Raw genomic sequence first — 14,630 nt, 5'->3', positions numbered from 1 at the left:
ATGGCGTTCAGGCAAATGGCTGTGGCAGCACTGGCGTTCGCGCCGGTGGCTGTCAGTGCTGAGGATGTTTTTTTTGAGGTGTCGGGTAAGGTGGCCGGACAGCTGCAGGGCTTCACTGAAGATGCGCAGTTTGCCGGGCAGGATTACGATACCAATCTGTCGTTCAGTATTGAACCGGAGTTCTACTGGGAGTGGAATGATGGCGAAGACTCAATCATCTTTGAACCTTTTTTCCGTTACGACGAACAGGACAGTGAGCGTACCCATGGGGATATCCGTGAGCTGAACTGGCTGAGAGTCGGTGATGGCTGGGAGTTCCGGGCCGGTCTGGGTAAAGTCTTCTGGGGGGTGACCGAATTTCAGCACCTCACAGACATTATCAACCAGACGGACGGTGTTGAAAGCTTCGACGGTGAGGAAAAGCTGGGCCAGCCTATGCTGAACCTTTCTCTGGTCTATGACTGGGGCATTGTGGACGCCTTCATACTGCCCGGATTCCGGGAGCGGACATTCGCCGGGCAGGACGGTCGTCTGCGTTCCGGTCTGGTGGTCAATACGGATGAAGCCGAGTATGAATCCTCGGCGGAAGATAAGCACGTGGATCTGGCGCTGCGCTGGAGTCACAGCATTGATGTCTTTGATCTGGGTGTTTACTGGTTCCGTGGTACTAACCGTGAGCCGCTGCTGCAAACCCGCAGTATTGGCGGTAAAATCGAACTGGTGCCGGTGTATCAGCAGATTGATCAGTTGGGGTTTGACGGTCAGGCGACCATTGATTCCTGGCTCTGGAAGGTTGAAACCATTGTCCGTGACAGCAAGGATGATCGCTATACCGCTTTTCAGGGCGGTGTTGAATACACCTTTTACGGTATCAGTGAAACCAACACGGATTTAGGTCTGTTGCTGGAATATGGCTGGGATGAGCGCGGTAAAGACGCCACTTCAGCTGCGCAGAACGATGTCTTTGTCGGTACCCGTTTTACCCTTAATGATGAAGCCAGTACGGAAATTCTGCTGGGGGGCGGCATTGATGCTGACTACGGCAGTCGCAGCTTCTTCGTTGAGGCCAGTCGGCGGGTAGGGGAAGACTGGAAAGTCAGTCTGGATGGCCGTTTCTTCAGTACCGATAAGGCGGCTGACCCTGCAGTAGCGCTTTCGGAAGATGACCGTATTCAGTTGACGGTTGAACGCTACTTCTGATCACTGCTTTTCAAACGTATAAAACCGGAGCCTGCTCCGGTTTTTTATGCATAATGCATAATTTTTTCACTTTTTATGACCCTTAACTGTGATAAAAAACTGAGGTAAATCAGCTGTTTGTTTTCTATTACCCAAATTGACATATATGTATTACTGTCTTATTGAAAATGAATCTCATTTCTATATAGTGCGCTGCAAGTATGACAGGTGTGTTACAACCTGAAAATAAGTCAGGCGGTTCAGTCCGGAGCCGTTTATCTAGCAGTAGTGAGGAATGAAATGGCAATTAATCGTTGGCCCCTGACCAGGCAGCTGAGCCTGGGGGTGTTTGTGCTGGTGGGCGTAATCATGGCCATTCTGATCGGTGTGGTGGGTTACGAAACCCGTACCGTGCTGATAAGTCAGGCGGAGCAGTCACAGGACCGGCAGGTTGAGGTACTGGCATCTCAGCTGGATACCGCGTATGGCACCATCATTGATAACACCGAACGCCTGGCGACCACCTTCAACGGGCTTTACCCCGACGGGCTGGTATTCGACCGTGAGAAAACGGTTCAGGTCGGTGCCTATGCCAGCCCGCGGGTGACGCATAACGGCGAGGTGGTCAATCTGAACTTTTCTCAGGTAGACCGGTTTGCCCGGATGACCGGGGGTAATGCGACGGTTTTCATCCGTTATCAGGATGACTTTCTGCGGGTCACCACATCACTGAAGAATCTGCAGGGCAAACGGGCTATCGGTACGTTGCTGGGTAAGGGGCATCCCGGATACCAGCAGTTAATGCGCGGTGAAGTGTACCTGGGTGAAGCGCACCTGTTCGGTACTGATTATATGACCAAGTACACACCGGTAACGGCTAACGGTGAAGTGGTTGCGATTCTGTATGTGGGCTTCCCGACATCTGATTTACTGAAGCAGTTGCGTAATAACCTGCTGATGACCCGGTTCGGCGACTCAGGATATGCGGGGCTGGTGTATAACGCAGCAAACAAACTGGCGGGTAAACTCATTGCCGATCGGCGCAATCAGGGGGACTCCCTTACCGCCGTTTACAGCAATGCCGGTTATAAAGATGTACTGAGTGATAGCACCGGTGCGTTTGAATACAGTGATACGAATCATGATGGCGGGGTCAGGGTCAGTTACCGTCAGGCGGGAAACAGTCCGTGGACGGTGTTTGCAGTGAGCTACAAGGATGAATACACCCGTCAGGTTGAGCCTTTACTCTGGTTGCTGATGGCCATGGCGTGTATAGCGGTGGTGGTGCTGGTGGTATTACTGTCAGTCTTTTTACGCCGTGCACTGGCGCCGCTCAAAGAGGTTGGACGTGTGCTGACGCTGGTGGGGCAGGGGGATCTTACTGCAGGGTTCAGACGCGCGCCGGATGCACAGAGTGAAAACGAGCTGGTGCGTCTCCAGCTTCGGGTAAGCGCGATGCTGGAAGCCTTTTCAGAAGTGATTGCAAAAGTCCGGGCCTCCGGTGACGACGTTGCACATGTATCCGGAGAGATATATGTGGGCAGTGATCAGCTTCAGGAGGCTGCGCAGGCCAGCAGTGAAGAGATCGTTCAGGTGTCGGCTGCGATTACTCAGGTTGCCGATTCCATTCATCATGTCGCGGAAAATGTCAGTTCTGTATCGGCAGAGGCCGATACTACGTCTCAGTTGGCGCTGGACGGGCAGCAGGCTGTTGCCGGGGTTGAACAGTCGATTAATTTGCTTAATTCTGAGTTTGCTGAGGTGGTTGGTTCGATTGGCAAGCTGGAGCAGGACAGCGCTGATATCGGCAATGTGGTAGAAGTGATTAATGCCGTTGCTGAACAGACGAATTTATTGGCACTGAATGCGGCTATTGAAGCTGCCCGTGCCGGCGAGCAGGGCCGTGGTTTTGCCGTGGTCGCAGATGAGGTGCGTACGCTGGCGCAGCGGGTGCAGGATTCAACCAAGGAAATTCAGCAGGTTGTTGCCAAGTTACAGCTGAATGCCAAGCAGGCTTCTGAGCGAATGCGGGCAGGGGAATCCCGGGTGTCTGAGAGCGTTGAAAAGGCCGGCATTGCTGAGGCGCTGCTGGGTCAGATTCAGGCGGCCACCCAGCGGGTACGTGAGCGCATGCTTGATGTGGCCAGTGCCACAGAAGAGCAAAGTTGTGCGTCTGAACAGATCAGTCAGAGCAGTCAGTCATTACAGGTGCGCTCCCGTCAGGCGGCAGAGCAGGCCCATGCCAGTTCAGATGCCAGCCAGCAGATGCAGGCGTCTGCCCGGGCACTGCAGGAACAGGTCAGTCAGTTCCGTATCTGAGGTGCTTAGTTTTAGGCCGGTCCGCTGTTTGGCGGGCCGGCAAAATTTCAGTTGACCCATCCTCCGTCAGTCGCTAGTTTTAGTCTATATTGACGTGCTGCATGATTGTTCAGCAGCATCATTTCTCATTGGCTGATCGCAGGAAAATAACAGTATGGCTAATACAGCAAGATGTTTGTTGTTATGGGTTGCTATTGTTTTATCCGTTTCATCTGTTGCTGTCACTGCCAGCGAAAAGCCCCCGCTCAGGATTATTGCCCTGACAGATTTTAAGCCGTTTATCTGGTGCGAACAGAATCAGGCGGACGGTATTGATATCGAGCTGATTGCGGAGCTGTTTGACCGGCTCGAAATGACCTACGAGATCGAGTGCGTTCCCTGGAAACGGGCCCTTCATTATATTAAAACCGGCTCAGCGGATGTTTTACTGACCGCGTATAAAACCGCTGACCGGGAAGTGTTTGCAACCTACCCCAAAGCACCCCTTCATCGCACGGTTTTCAGTGTGTTCGTTCGTAAGGGCGACGGTTTTACGCTTGATTCAGTTGCGGATCTGTCCGGTAAGCGGATCAGTGTGCCGGCGGGATTCAGCATTAACCCCCAGTTTGATCATGCCAGGCAAAGCGGGCAGTTTACGTCTTATGAAACTAATTCGATGGCCAGTGGTTTTCAGATGCTGATGAGTGGCCGGGTTGATGCCTATGTCAATGAGCGGCACGTAGGCTTATATGCGTTGTATGAGATGGGAATGAGTAATGAAATAGTGCCTCTGAAAACGCCGCTGCATGAGCCCCGTCCCGCGTATATGATTTTTTCCAGGAAGTCGCCGCTTAACCAGAAACTGCTGATTGAGGCGGTGAATACGCATCTTCAGGATATGTGGAATGAAGGCACTGTGCTGGAAATCACTGACAGTTTCACCAGCCGTCTGTTGCCGGTGGCTGTGACTGAGTAAGTCAGCAACTGCTTATCTGTTGCAGTTTCAGTTTCTTACGCAGCATTCCGGCCACATGATCTGCAACAATATTCAGCATTGCCGCGCTGATAATCAGTAACATGGCCACATCAAAACGAATCTCCTGAATGGCGCTGTCGACAAAGAATCCGAGGGTGTAAATACCCAGGATGCCGAGTATCGCGGTTTCACGCATGATGACCTCCCAGCGGTAAAACAGGATTGCCATAAACGGATTATAAATGCGCGGCAATACTTCATATCCGTACCGCTTAAAGCCGGTGACAGCATCTTTTCGCAATGGAAGGTGTTCACTGCGCTTAGCCAGCAGGTGCGCAATCAGTGCGCCGTTATGCAGGGCCAGCGCCGCAATGGCCGGCAGCATGGAGGGGCCCCACAGTTGTAGCAGAATATAAGCCAGCAGGTATTCCGGTGTTGAACGGGCAATGATCAGCAGCAGTTTGCCGCCGCTGCGGCCGGTGGCGTTCATAAACAGTTTTGATGCCAGCGGGAAAAGTACCAAGGCGATGATACCGGTCATGACCAGGGCGATCTGAGTCAGGATCAGTGTGTTCCAGATGCCTGGCAGGATCTGGTGGCTGAAAATATTTTCAAACCATTGCAGGAGTGCTGTCAGCGTTTCCGGGGCCCATAAAGCATCTGCGTTGCGTAACGGTGCAGGGATGATATCTGAAGTTAAAAAACGCACAATGTTTTGCCACTGAATGCTGGCCTGTCCCGCCGGATTGAAATGTTCAGAGATTATCAGCCAGGGGCTGGCCAGCAACCACAGTGGTAGCAGGCGTTGGTGGCACCAGAGTCTGATGCTGGCGATAAGCGCGAAAAATAACAGCAGCAGGCTGGCAACTTCATGATAATAGCCCTGACTGAATGAGGCCTCCAGATAGTAGCCAAGTGTGGGCAGGCCTATAAAGCCGAGAATGGCACTGGAGCGGATGCCGCATTCGAAGCGGTAGCGGGTATAGCTTACAAGGTGTGGCCAGGCCTGGGCGATCCGGCTGTAACAGAGACTGGTTAAGCGGCTGCTGTTGCCGGCGATCACCCGTTCGGGGCTGGCGGAGGTCTCTTCCAGAATTTCAGCATACACTTTAGCGAAGACGCCGCTGTAGGGTAGCGCAATGGCAAGCAGGCCGGTGAGCGGATGCAATCCGAAGCATTGCAGAAAAATCAGCGCCCAGAATAATTCATGAACCGAACGCAGGGCCGCGCAGAGTATTCGCAGCCAGCGACGGTGAAACTGAGTGGCAAGACACAGCCCGCAGAATGCCGCCAGCGCGACGCCCAGCAGGGCAAAAGCAATGGTGATTATCAGTGCATCGGCGGCGCTGCCAAGGATATTCAGATCCGGTTGTAACCAGGCGCTGAAAAAACGCTGCATTTCCAGCATTGGGTTGATACTGGTGATGGATATGTCTGCCAGAAACAGGCAGCCGGCGGCAATCAGTAAGAAACAGATGCTGATTCGCAGACGGGGAGTGTGGCTGAGTAAGCCCGGACGCTGGCTGATGTTCATGCCGGTGTCAGTAGAAGTCCAGCAAGCTTTGCTGGGTCAGGCGGGTGGCGGGCTGGTCCAGCGCCAACTGACCGTCGGCGATGCCGATAATGCGGTCTGCATATTTTAATGTTATTTCCAGATCGTGCAGTGCAACGATGGCCCCCGGATATTGCTTACGCAGCAGTTGCATGGCCTGGCTGGCTCTCGGGCCGTCGAGAGCAGAAAAGGGCTCGTCGGCAATCAGCAAGTCGGCCTGCTGATACAGTGCGCGGGCGATGGCAATACGCTGTTGCTGCCCTCCGGAGAGTTCACCAACCGGCTGCCAGCATTTGTCTGCCAGATCCAGTTGGTCCAGCTGTTCCCAAACCTTTGTTATGTCAGCTTGTCTGGGGCGGATCAGGTTGATCAGGTTATACAGGGTAGAATGGCGCTGCAACTGGCCCATATAGACGTTCTGATACGCTGAAAGGGTGTCGACAAGCCCGAGATCCTGTGGAATAAGGGCGATGTTACGGCGGGCCGACAGGCGGTCATAAATGTGGTTGAGCAGCGATGATTTGCCACCGCCGCTCTTGCCGATGAAAACCGTCAGCTGATCAGTATCCAGGTGCAGTGTAACAGGGCTGATGACCTGCTGTTTGCCGTAATGAACGCTGAGGTTTTCAAGGGCGATGGCTGACATCAGTCAATCAGCCCTACCTGTTTGCCGATTTCAAGAATGGAACGGAAGTCTTCGTTGCTGGCAGGAATAAAGCCTTTGCGCGGGAAGCTGTTAAGCAGTTCGGTGTCTTTCATGCTGAGCAGAGCCTGTTTTACTTTTGCTGTGAAGCCTTCGCCAAACTGACTGTCGAGGTCGCCCCGTACAGTCCACTGATAATCCGGGTATCCCGGTGTTTCCGCAATGATGTTTACCTTTGTAGTATCAACGGTACCGGCTGCCACGCTGCTGTCCCAGACTTTATAGTTGACGGCACCCACCTGATAAGCGCCGGATTCAACTAAAGCAATCGTCCGCGAATGGTTGCCGCTGAAGCCGACCCGGCTGAAGATATCATCCGGGGCCTGGTCAAACTGTTTGCGCAGAAAGAATTCAGGCATCAGCCGGCCCGATGTGGAGCCTTTAGAGCCAAAGGTAAACGTCTTGCCCTTAATCTCTGCTGGCAGGGTGGTTGTGCCACCATCAGCGTTGGCGGTCAGGCCGGTACTGCTGTGGGCGATGAAGTAAGATTTGAAGTTTGGATCTTCCACGCCCTGAGCGATCGCCTGAGCACCTGGCACCAACTGACGTGCTTTAACGCCCGACAGGCCACCAAACCAGGCCAGCTGAACCTGATTGTTGCGAAAGGCGGTGATGGCGGCAGCGTAAGATTTAACCGGTACGAACCGAACGTCAGTTTTGAGCTGGCTTTCAAGATACTCGGATACCCGGGCGAAGCGTTCCTTGAGACGGGTTTCGTCCTGATCAGGAATGGCGGTAAAGACAAAGGTGGGTGTGGCGTGTACCAGGCTGCCGGATAACGCGGCCAGACAGGCAATCAGAGTGTGTTTTAGTTTCATTGTGAGCTCATTGATGAACAGAATAACAGGCCGCCGAATCTGTGCGGATTCAGCGGCGCGCATTCTTACATATCCGGGGGGTAAGCTCGAGAGTTATAACGGTTTTTTGTGAAAAAAATGACAGTTTGCGGCTCCCCTTGTCTGACCGGAGCAAGGGGAGTCTCAGCCGTGGGCCGTTCAGCTCTTCAGCTGATTACGCAGTACGGCAGCGGTGCTGCGCAGGCTGTCGATATCGGCATAGCAGCCCTGCAGGTGACGGGCACCAATTGCCTGAACTTCCCGGCCGTGAAGAACCCGTTCATTGTTGAACAGGATCAGGTCGCCGGACTGCAGTTTCAGGGTCCGTTTGCAGCGGTCTCCCTGTACGATGCGCATAAACGTCTGATAGGCGTCATAAAAGGCTGGCATGATGTCAAAGTCAACCTGGAAGGGCGCCGATGAGCGGTTGTTGATCCGCACTTTTATGATCTCGCCACGGCTGTTGGTGGTGATCATTGTATCCTGATGCTCAAGAACTGCATCTTGGCTGGCAAAGCGGAAGCGGACAATCTGTTCGCTCAGCAGAGCGAATTTCTCCGGGTATTCCTCCCGCAAAATCCGTGCAGCTTCAAAACCATCTGTCAGGGCAGTCACGCCGCCTTCTTCTGCCTGGATAAGGCAGTGAAGTAATTGCAGGGTCGGGACCGGATCACGGTAAGGGTTGTCGGTATGCAGGCTGAGTGGCATAGGGGTGTATGCCAGATTCTGAGGCTTTTCTTCAGTTTTAACCTCAAACAGGGTGCCGTAGTTGGTCTGGCGTACAAAGCCAAACAGGTCGACTGCCTTGAGAATCATCCCGGCCTGTGCCGGTACGCCACTGAGTTTGGTGATGCCGTGGCTGATCAGCGCGTCCAGCCAGGCCAGTTTGGTGCGGTCATCGCTGATCACGTCGGCGTATTCAAAGCTGATACTGTCCAGATTCAGATCACTGCCCCAGAGCGTATCCCGGTCAGTTGTGGCTGTCCCGTTGTCGTAGGCATGCGAAGCAAGATAAGTATCGGTAAATTCGGATTCATGGGTGTGGGGTTCAGCAAACCGGACCCACAGGCCGGTGTCGGTTTCACGGCTTTCTGCAATTTTCACATCCGCCGGCAGTTGCCAGGTTTCGTGCAGACGCTGGCCATTTTCATGGCGGCATTGAGGGCACTGGCAGTTATCCCGTAGCCACAGACTGTGAAAGCGCTGATTTTTATAAGTAAGTATGTCTTGCATAACAGAGTCTCTTGAAAGTTTATCCGACTGGCCGGCAAATAGATTCTGGCCGTTGCTTGACGGTGCTGAATTTTGATTGTTATGGTATGTCGGTTTTATGATTATTCATATGGATTTTATGGATATAAATATGGACTTTTTTGATTCTGATGTGAAGTTTTAATGACGTTTTACGGTTTGGGCTATGCAACTGACTGATGCAAATTTAAGCTTGTCACTGGTGCGTTCATACTGGCAGAAAGCGGATCTGGACTGGGCATATCCGAGTTATCAGCGTCCGTATAACTGGTTGATCTATACCCGCAGTGGCCGGGGATATGTTGAGCTGGAAGGGCGGCGGCTGAAGTTGCTGCCCGGCAGTATGGTCGTCGTGCCTCTGAACCGTGAGTGCCATTATCACTGTACCGAGCCCATGGAAATCGGGGCCTGTGCATTTACCTTGCAGATGTCACCGGGGGTGGATGTGTTTGACCTTTACCGTGTGCCGGATAATCCGGTTGCGGTGACGGATGAACAGCTATTCAGGGATGTGATTGAGGCAGAGCAAAAGCCGGGCGGCACGCTGCTGGCGATGGGGGCTGTGCTGAGGTTGCTGGCACCGGTGCTGGATGTGGCGGCGACCCGGGGAGAATCCGGTCAGGATGAAGTGAGAATGCAGAAGGTGCTCAGCTACATAGACCGGCATCTGACCCATCTGGATATGACCGATCTGGCATCTCAGTTGGGGTTCAGTGACGGGCATTTCAGCCGCTGGTTCAATAATGTAATGGGGGTGTCTCCAAAGCGTTATGTGATCCAGAAACGGGTGGAGGCCGCCACCAGGTTGCTGCTGTTTGGTGGGCAGAATATTGAAGCGGTAGCACGGCATTGCGGATACGAGGATGCGTTATATTTTTCGAGGATATTCAAAAAATATACCGGATTATCGCCCCGTGAATACCGGAAAATTAAACAGTTTGATTTAGGCAGTCAGTGAGCAATGGCTGCGCGCTGAGTGAGTGCTCTTATGACGGGCAACTTTATTACTGGTGAGGAAAATGATTAATAAAAGCGATGTAACCCGTGACAATATTGTCGATTATCTGCTGGAAGTGTTTGCGGTCCGCGGGCCTGAATCCTATCTGGGTGAGCCGGTGTCTATGGCGGATCACATGGAACAGTCAGCAGCCTGCGCGGTTGAAGACGGTGCGCCGGATTCGCTGGTGATTGCTGCACTGTTACACGATATCGGTCACTTTATCGGTGATTTCCCGCTGGATGCGCTGGAGAATGGAACGGACAATTTGCATGAAGATGCCGGTGGTGCGATTCTGAAGATGTTTTATCCGCCGGAGGTCAGTGAGCCGGTGCGTTTGCACGTTGCTGCCAAGCGTTATCTGTGCACCGTAGATGAAACCTACTATGACCGTTTGTCACCGGCGTCAATTAACTCACTGAATCTGCAGGGCGGAAAAATGTCAGCAGAAGAGGTGGCGGAATTTGAAGCTAACCCGCACCATAAAGATGCTGTGCGGTTGCGGTATTACGATGATGACGGAAAGGTTGCCGGGCGGACAATTCATAAAGTGGCCTACTACCGCCCAATGCTGGAATCATTACGTCTTCAGTAAAAGGGTGAATTTTGAAAACCGAAAAGCCGCGTTTAGCGGCTTTTTTGTGTCTGTACTGAGCCGGCACTGTGAGTCAGGTATTGCATGTTCGGCAATGCAGATTGATGGCTGGATGAAGAGGTTCCGTTAAGGGCAGTGGATTAACGCAGGCTAATCGAATAACAACGTGTTTGGCGCACATTCATATTCAGAGGCTTATGGTCTGGCGCGGGTGACTATAGTCCCGCGCTGGCCGGGTGATTTTAGTGGGGAAATGCCCCGAAATATCCCTGCTGGACGTAAGATATGTGCAGCAAATCAATAATTTAGGGGGGCGGTAGCACAAATGTAGCATTTTTACTGACCATTATGGTGTCAGTTGGACCTGAGTTGTTGATTAAACACTGGTTTTAATGAATACTCTGCTGTGATAGTCCGCTTTGTAACTTTCTGAATATATAAGGTTTTCGCTCAGCTATTTTTGAGTGGGGATATAAGGAAGCAAAATATGCTGCGTAAATTGGCTCTTAGCCTGGCAATTGCCGGAGCAATGAGTAGCACCACAGCCCAGGCTCTGGGACTGGGTGAAATCCAAATTAAGTCGGCGTTGAACGAGCCGTTAAGGGCTGAGATACAACTTCTCCAGGCGCGGCAGTTAAACCCCCAGCAAGTACAGCCAAGAATGGCGGGAATTGATGAATTCGCATTAGCGGGAATCGAGAAACTGCGCTTTCTGACGGATGTACAGTTTAATGTGCAGATCCGGCCTGACGGTAATGGCGTTATTTATCTTTCTTCTGCTGTGCCGGTCAAAGAGCCGTTTCTGAACTTTCTGGTTGAAGTGAACTGGCCAAGCGGACGCCTGGTTCGCGAATATACCGTTCTGCTCGACCCGCCGGTGTATGATCCGACTCCGGCAACTGTTGCCGCGCAACCCCCTAAAATACGTTCTGAGGCAATGACTGCAGCGCCATTGCCCCAGTCTCAGTCCCGGCCTGCTACACCTTCAAAACCTGTTTCTAATATTCAGACCCGTGCGGACGGCAAGTCTGAAGTTTATGTTGATGTCAATGATACCCTCTGGCACATCGCTCAACAGAACCGGCCATCAGACAGCATCTCTGAAGCGCAGATGATGCTCGCGATTCAGCGTAAAAATCCGGATGCATTTTCAAACGGCAATGTTAATCAGCTGAAAGCTGGTGTTGTCCTTAAAATGCCGACAATGGAAGAAGCTAAGAAGCTGACCCCTCAGCAGGCAAAGGAAGAATTCTGGCGTCAGACCGCCGTGTGGAAACAGAGCACAGGTAAGTCGGCAAAAAAGCCACAGCTGGATAGTTCAGATAAAAGTGATGTCAGTGTGAAATCGGCGGCGCCTGCCGATCCGGTGGCGGAGTCAGGCCAGCTTAAAATAGTTGCTTCAGCCTCGGAGAGTGATTCGGCTGCGATGGCGGATGGTCAGAGTGGTGAAATGGCCAAAGCTGATGATTCTGAGCTGGTCGCCAAGAATACCCAGCTGGAAACCGATTTAACTGCTGCACTGGAAACCGTTGATCAGATTCAGCGTGAGAATCAGGAATTGACTGGCCGGGTAGATGCACTTGCCCAGCAGATGGAAAGTTTGCAGCGTTTGCTTGAACTTAAAGATCAACAACTGGCTGCACTTCAGGCTGAGCTGGATGCGGCCAAAAAACAGCAGCTAGATGCTGAGCTGGCAGCGCAGCAGGCTGCTGAAAGCGGTTTAGTGCCGACCATCATGAAAGTGCTGAAAGATTTTGGTTTGTATATTGCCGCCGGCGGTGCCGGATTGCTGGCGCTGATTGCCGGGCTGATTTTCTTCCTGCGTCGCCGTAAAGATAAAGATGAAGAAGCGGGCAGTGAGCTTGAGCAGGCGGTGGCAGATGCTGAAGCCGATATCGGTGATGTTACGGAAGCTACTGAAGACGCCGTGACTGCAGACGCTGAGTCAGTTGCAGACGCTGATGCGGATGTGCCGGACGAGGCTGAAGAACTGGTGGCAATGTCAGATGATGTTGATCTGGATGATCTTGAAGACCTGACTGAGCTGGATCTGGAAATGGATCTTGATGACAGCTTTGCAGAAAACCCGCTGGAAGCGCCTGACGCTGATCCGCTGGATGAAACAATTGATGATCAGGAGTTCGATCTGGGGCTGGGTGATGATGACCTGGATGCGGATCTGGCTGAACTGGATATCGCTGATGTGGAAGAGGCCGTTGAACCGGCTGCTGTCACGGCAGCAGCAGATCCTGCAGACGATGAGTTTGATCTGGATCTGGACATGGATATTGACGAGCCGTTTGCTGCGGCTGCTGAACAGCCTGAAGTCGATGAGCTGTCTGAAGAGCTGGCAGGGCCGGAGGTTGATGACGCCCTGGATGCCATTCTTGATGAGGGTAATGACGCCTCAATCGATGATGTTCTGGCTGAGATCGATGATGATGAGCTGGAATTCACCGCTGAACCTTTGGCTCAGGATACCGAAGATGATATAGCTGATCTGGACGATGTCCTTGCGGAAGCGGGTGGCGATGATCTGGAGTTTACGCCGCAGGCTTTGCCGGATGATGAGCCTGAAGCGGTGGCTGAGGCCGTTGCTGATGACAGCGATGAGCTTGAATTTGATTTGTCTGCCGCTGAAGAGGATGAAGATCTGGTTGATCTTGATTCACTGCTGAATGATGCGCCGCCGGAAGCGCCGGTTGCCGCGCAAGATGAGTCAGTTGATATTGATGATCTTATGGCTGATCTTCAGTCTGCAGATCCGCTGCCGGAAGATGAAGACGACAGTGATATGGTGTCACTGGATGAGTTGTTAGGTGAGTCTTCAGCGCCGGAAGCTGCTTCACCTGTGCCTGAGCATGTGGCCGTTCATCCTGAAGTTGAAAGCCTGCTTGAAGAAGCGGTTGCCGAAAATGATGAAGTGGTGCTGGATGAAACAGCATTTACCGGTGGCTCTGCTGCAGACGAGCTGGAAGCGACGTTCTCTTCGGATCTGGATGCAGATCTTGATTCCGAACTCGAAGCGTTGCTCAGTGGTGATGACAGTGCGTTACCGGCTGGCGGTGATGAGAGTCTTGACGGTATCAGCCTGCTGGATGGCGCTGATGAAGTTGAGACCAAGCTTGATCTGGCCCGTGCCTACATCGATATGGAAGATGTCGACGGTGCAAAAGATATTTTGGCTGAAATTCTGCAGGAAGGCAGTGATAATCAAAAGCAGGAAGCGAACTCTCTGCTGGAATCGCTTGTCTGAGGACAGGATTTTAAGCACTCTGGAAAGTAAGTAAGAATTTATGTCACAACGGGATAACACCCAGCAAGAAGGGGCGACGCAAGTCGCCCCTTATCGTTTTGCGTTATGTGTAGAGTATGCCGGTGGAAACTACCGGGGCTGGCAAATTCAGCCGGAACATAACGTGCCGACCATTCAGGCTGAGGTTGAGGCCGCTCTGAGTAAGATTGCCAACGAACCCGTCAGTGTGGTCTGTGCCGGCAGGACAGATGCCGGGGTCAGTGGTACCTATCAGATTATTCATTTTGATACCTATGCGAAGCGCGATGTTCGCGGCTGGGTGATGGGAACAAACACCAAGCTCCCTGATGATATAGCCATTAAATGGGCCAAGCCAGTTGATGCCACGTTCCATGCCCGTTTTTCTGCGCTTGAGCGGCGCTACCGGTACCTTATATACAGCGCTAAGGTGAAGCCTGCGGTATTGAATAAAGGGGTGACCTGGACGTATAAAAGCCTCAATGTCGATGCCATGCGCGAGGCGGTTCAGCACCTGATCGGCAAACACGATTTTACTTCCTACCGGGCGGTGGGCTGTCAGGCAAAAAGTCCGGTAAGGGACGTCCGGGAGTTCAATGTATACCGTGAAGGGGATCTGATCGTTCTGGATGTGCGGGCGAACGCCTTTTTGCATCATATGATCCGTAACTTCGCCGGTGTGCTGATGACGATCGGGGCGGGTGAGGCCGAGCCGGTATGGGCAAAAGAAGTGCTTGAGGCACAAGATCGCCGTTTGGGCGGCGTCACTGCGCCGCCGTTTGGTCTGTACTTTGTTGATGTGAAGTATCCGGCAGAATATGAGTTACCGGTGTCTGATCTTGGACCGTATTTTTTGTCCTGCTAGTCAGAAAAAACGCTGAGCCAGCCGGTACAGGTGTGCTGTTTCTTTTCCTGTCTGAAACGCGTCTTGGGGCTGTGCTTGGCGGATCTATCTGGTAGTATGTTCGG

General features: G+C 52.6%; 11 protein-coding genes. 7 read left to right on the top strand and 4 right to left on the bottom strand.

Annotated features, from left to right (window positions below; translation table 11 throughout):
- The 3 genes from PCI15_RS13020 to PCI15_RS13010 all read left to right on the top strand — a co-directional run bounded on the left by PCI15_RS13020 (position 1) and on the right by PCI15_RS13010 (position 4,453).
- Positions 1–1,200 carry a hypothetical protein gene (locus PCI15_RS13020; protein ID WP_271270387.1) on the top strand — a complete coding sequence of 400 codons (1,200 nt, stop codon included), beginning with the start codon at positions 1–3 and terminating at the stop codon, positions 1,198–1,200.
- A 279-nt stretch (positions 1,201–1,479) separates the two neighbouring features.
- The gene (locus PCI15_RS13015) at positions 1,480–3,498 is read left to right on the top strand and encodes a methyl-accepting chemotaxis protein (protein WP_271270386.1); all 2,019 of its coding nucleotides are present in this window, start codon (positions 1,480–1,482) and stop codon (positions 3,496–3,498) included.
- Between the two features lie 154 nt (positions 3,499–3,652).
- Complete coding sequence (locus tag PCI15_RS13010; RefSeq protein WP_271270385.1) at positions 3,653–4,453, top strand: substrate-binding periplasmic protein; 801 nt, start codon at positions 3,653–3,655, stop codon at positions 4,451–4,453.
- A gap of 1 nt (position 4,454) precedes the next feature.
- Here PCI15_RS13010 and PCI15_RS13005 read toward each other — a convergent pair whose 3' ends face one another.
- From PCI15_RS13005 to PCI15_RS12990, 4 genes are all read right to left on the bottom strand, one after another.
- A complete protein-coding gene (locus PCI15_RS13005; RefSeq protein WP_271270384.1) occupies positions 4,455–5,987 on the bottom strand; it encodes a PhnE/PtxC family ABC transporter permease in 1,533 nt (510 codons plus the stop codon).
- A gap of 7 nt (positions 5,988–5,994) precedes the next feature.
- Positions 5,995–6,651 (bottom strand): ATP-binding cassette domain-containing protein, encoded by a 657-nt coding sequence (locus PCI15_RS13000; protein WP_271270383.1) that lies wholly within the window; start codon positions 6,649–6,651, stop codon positions 5,995–5,997.
- Positions 6,651–7,526: a putative selenate ABC transporter substrate-binding protein gene (locus PCI15_RS12995; RefSeq protein ID WP_271270382.1), complete on the bottom strand. Its 876-nt coding sequence runs from the start codon at positions 7,524–7,526 to the stop codon at positions 6,651–6,653. The genes PCI15_RS13000 and PCI15_RS12995 overlap by 1 nt, the downstream gene beginning before the upstream one ends.
- Positions 7,527–7,703: 177 nt before the next feature.
- The gene (locus tag PCI15_RS12990) at positions 7,704–8,777 is read right to left on the bottom strand and encodes a TauD/TfdA family dioxygenase (protein ID WP_271270381.1); all 1,074 of its coding nucleotides are present in this window, start codon (positions 8,775–8,777) and stop codon (positions 7,704–7,706) included.
- A 184-nt stretch (positions 8,778–8,961) separates the two neighbouring features.
- On the opposite strand from PCI15_RS12990, the gene PCI15_RS12985 reads away from it, so the two are divergent.
- The 4 genes from PCI15_RS12985 to truA all read left to right on the top strand — a co-directional run bounded on the left by PCI15_RS12985 (position 8,962) and on the right by truA (position 14,526).
- Positions 8,962–9,753 carry a helix-turn-helix domain-containing protein gene (locus PCI15_RS12985; RefSeq protein WP_271270380.1) on the top strand — a complete coding sequence of 264 codons (792 nt, stop codon included), beginning with the start codon at positions 8,962–8,964 and terminating at the stop codon, positions 9,751–9,753.
- Between the two features lie 61 nt (positions 9,754–9,814).
- Entirely contained in the window at positions 9,815–10,387 is a 573-nt protein-coding gene (locus PCI15_RS12980) for an HD domain-containing protein (protein ID WP_271270379.1), read from the top strand.
- Positions 10,388–10,874: 487 nt separating this feature from the next.
- The gene (locus PCI15_RS12975) at positions 10,875–13,643 is read left to right on the top strand and encodes a FimV/HubP family polar landmark protein (RefSeq protein WP_271270378.1); all 2,769 of its coding nucleotides are present in this window, start codon (positions 10,875–10,877) and stop codon (positions 13,641–13,643) included.
- A 40-nt stretch (positions 13,644–13,683) separates the two neighbouring features.
- On the top strand, positions 13,684–14,526 hold the full coding sequence (gene truA / locus PCI15_RS12970; protein WP_271270377.1) for a tRNA pseudouridine(38-40) synthase TruA: 843 nt from the start codon (positions 13,684–13,686) through the stop codon (positions 14,524–14,526).
- Positions 14,527–14,630: the final 104 nt, after the last annotated feature.

Source organism: Aliamphritea hakodatensis (genome assembly GCF_024347195.1).
Taxonomy (GTDB): Bacteria; Pseudomonadota; Gammaproteobacteria; order Pseudomonadales; family Balneatricaceae; genus Amphritea; species Amphritea hakodatensis.
The sequence above is the reverse complement of the archived record's forward strand: the minus strand, read 5'-3'. Positions and strand labels throughout refer to the sequence as shown.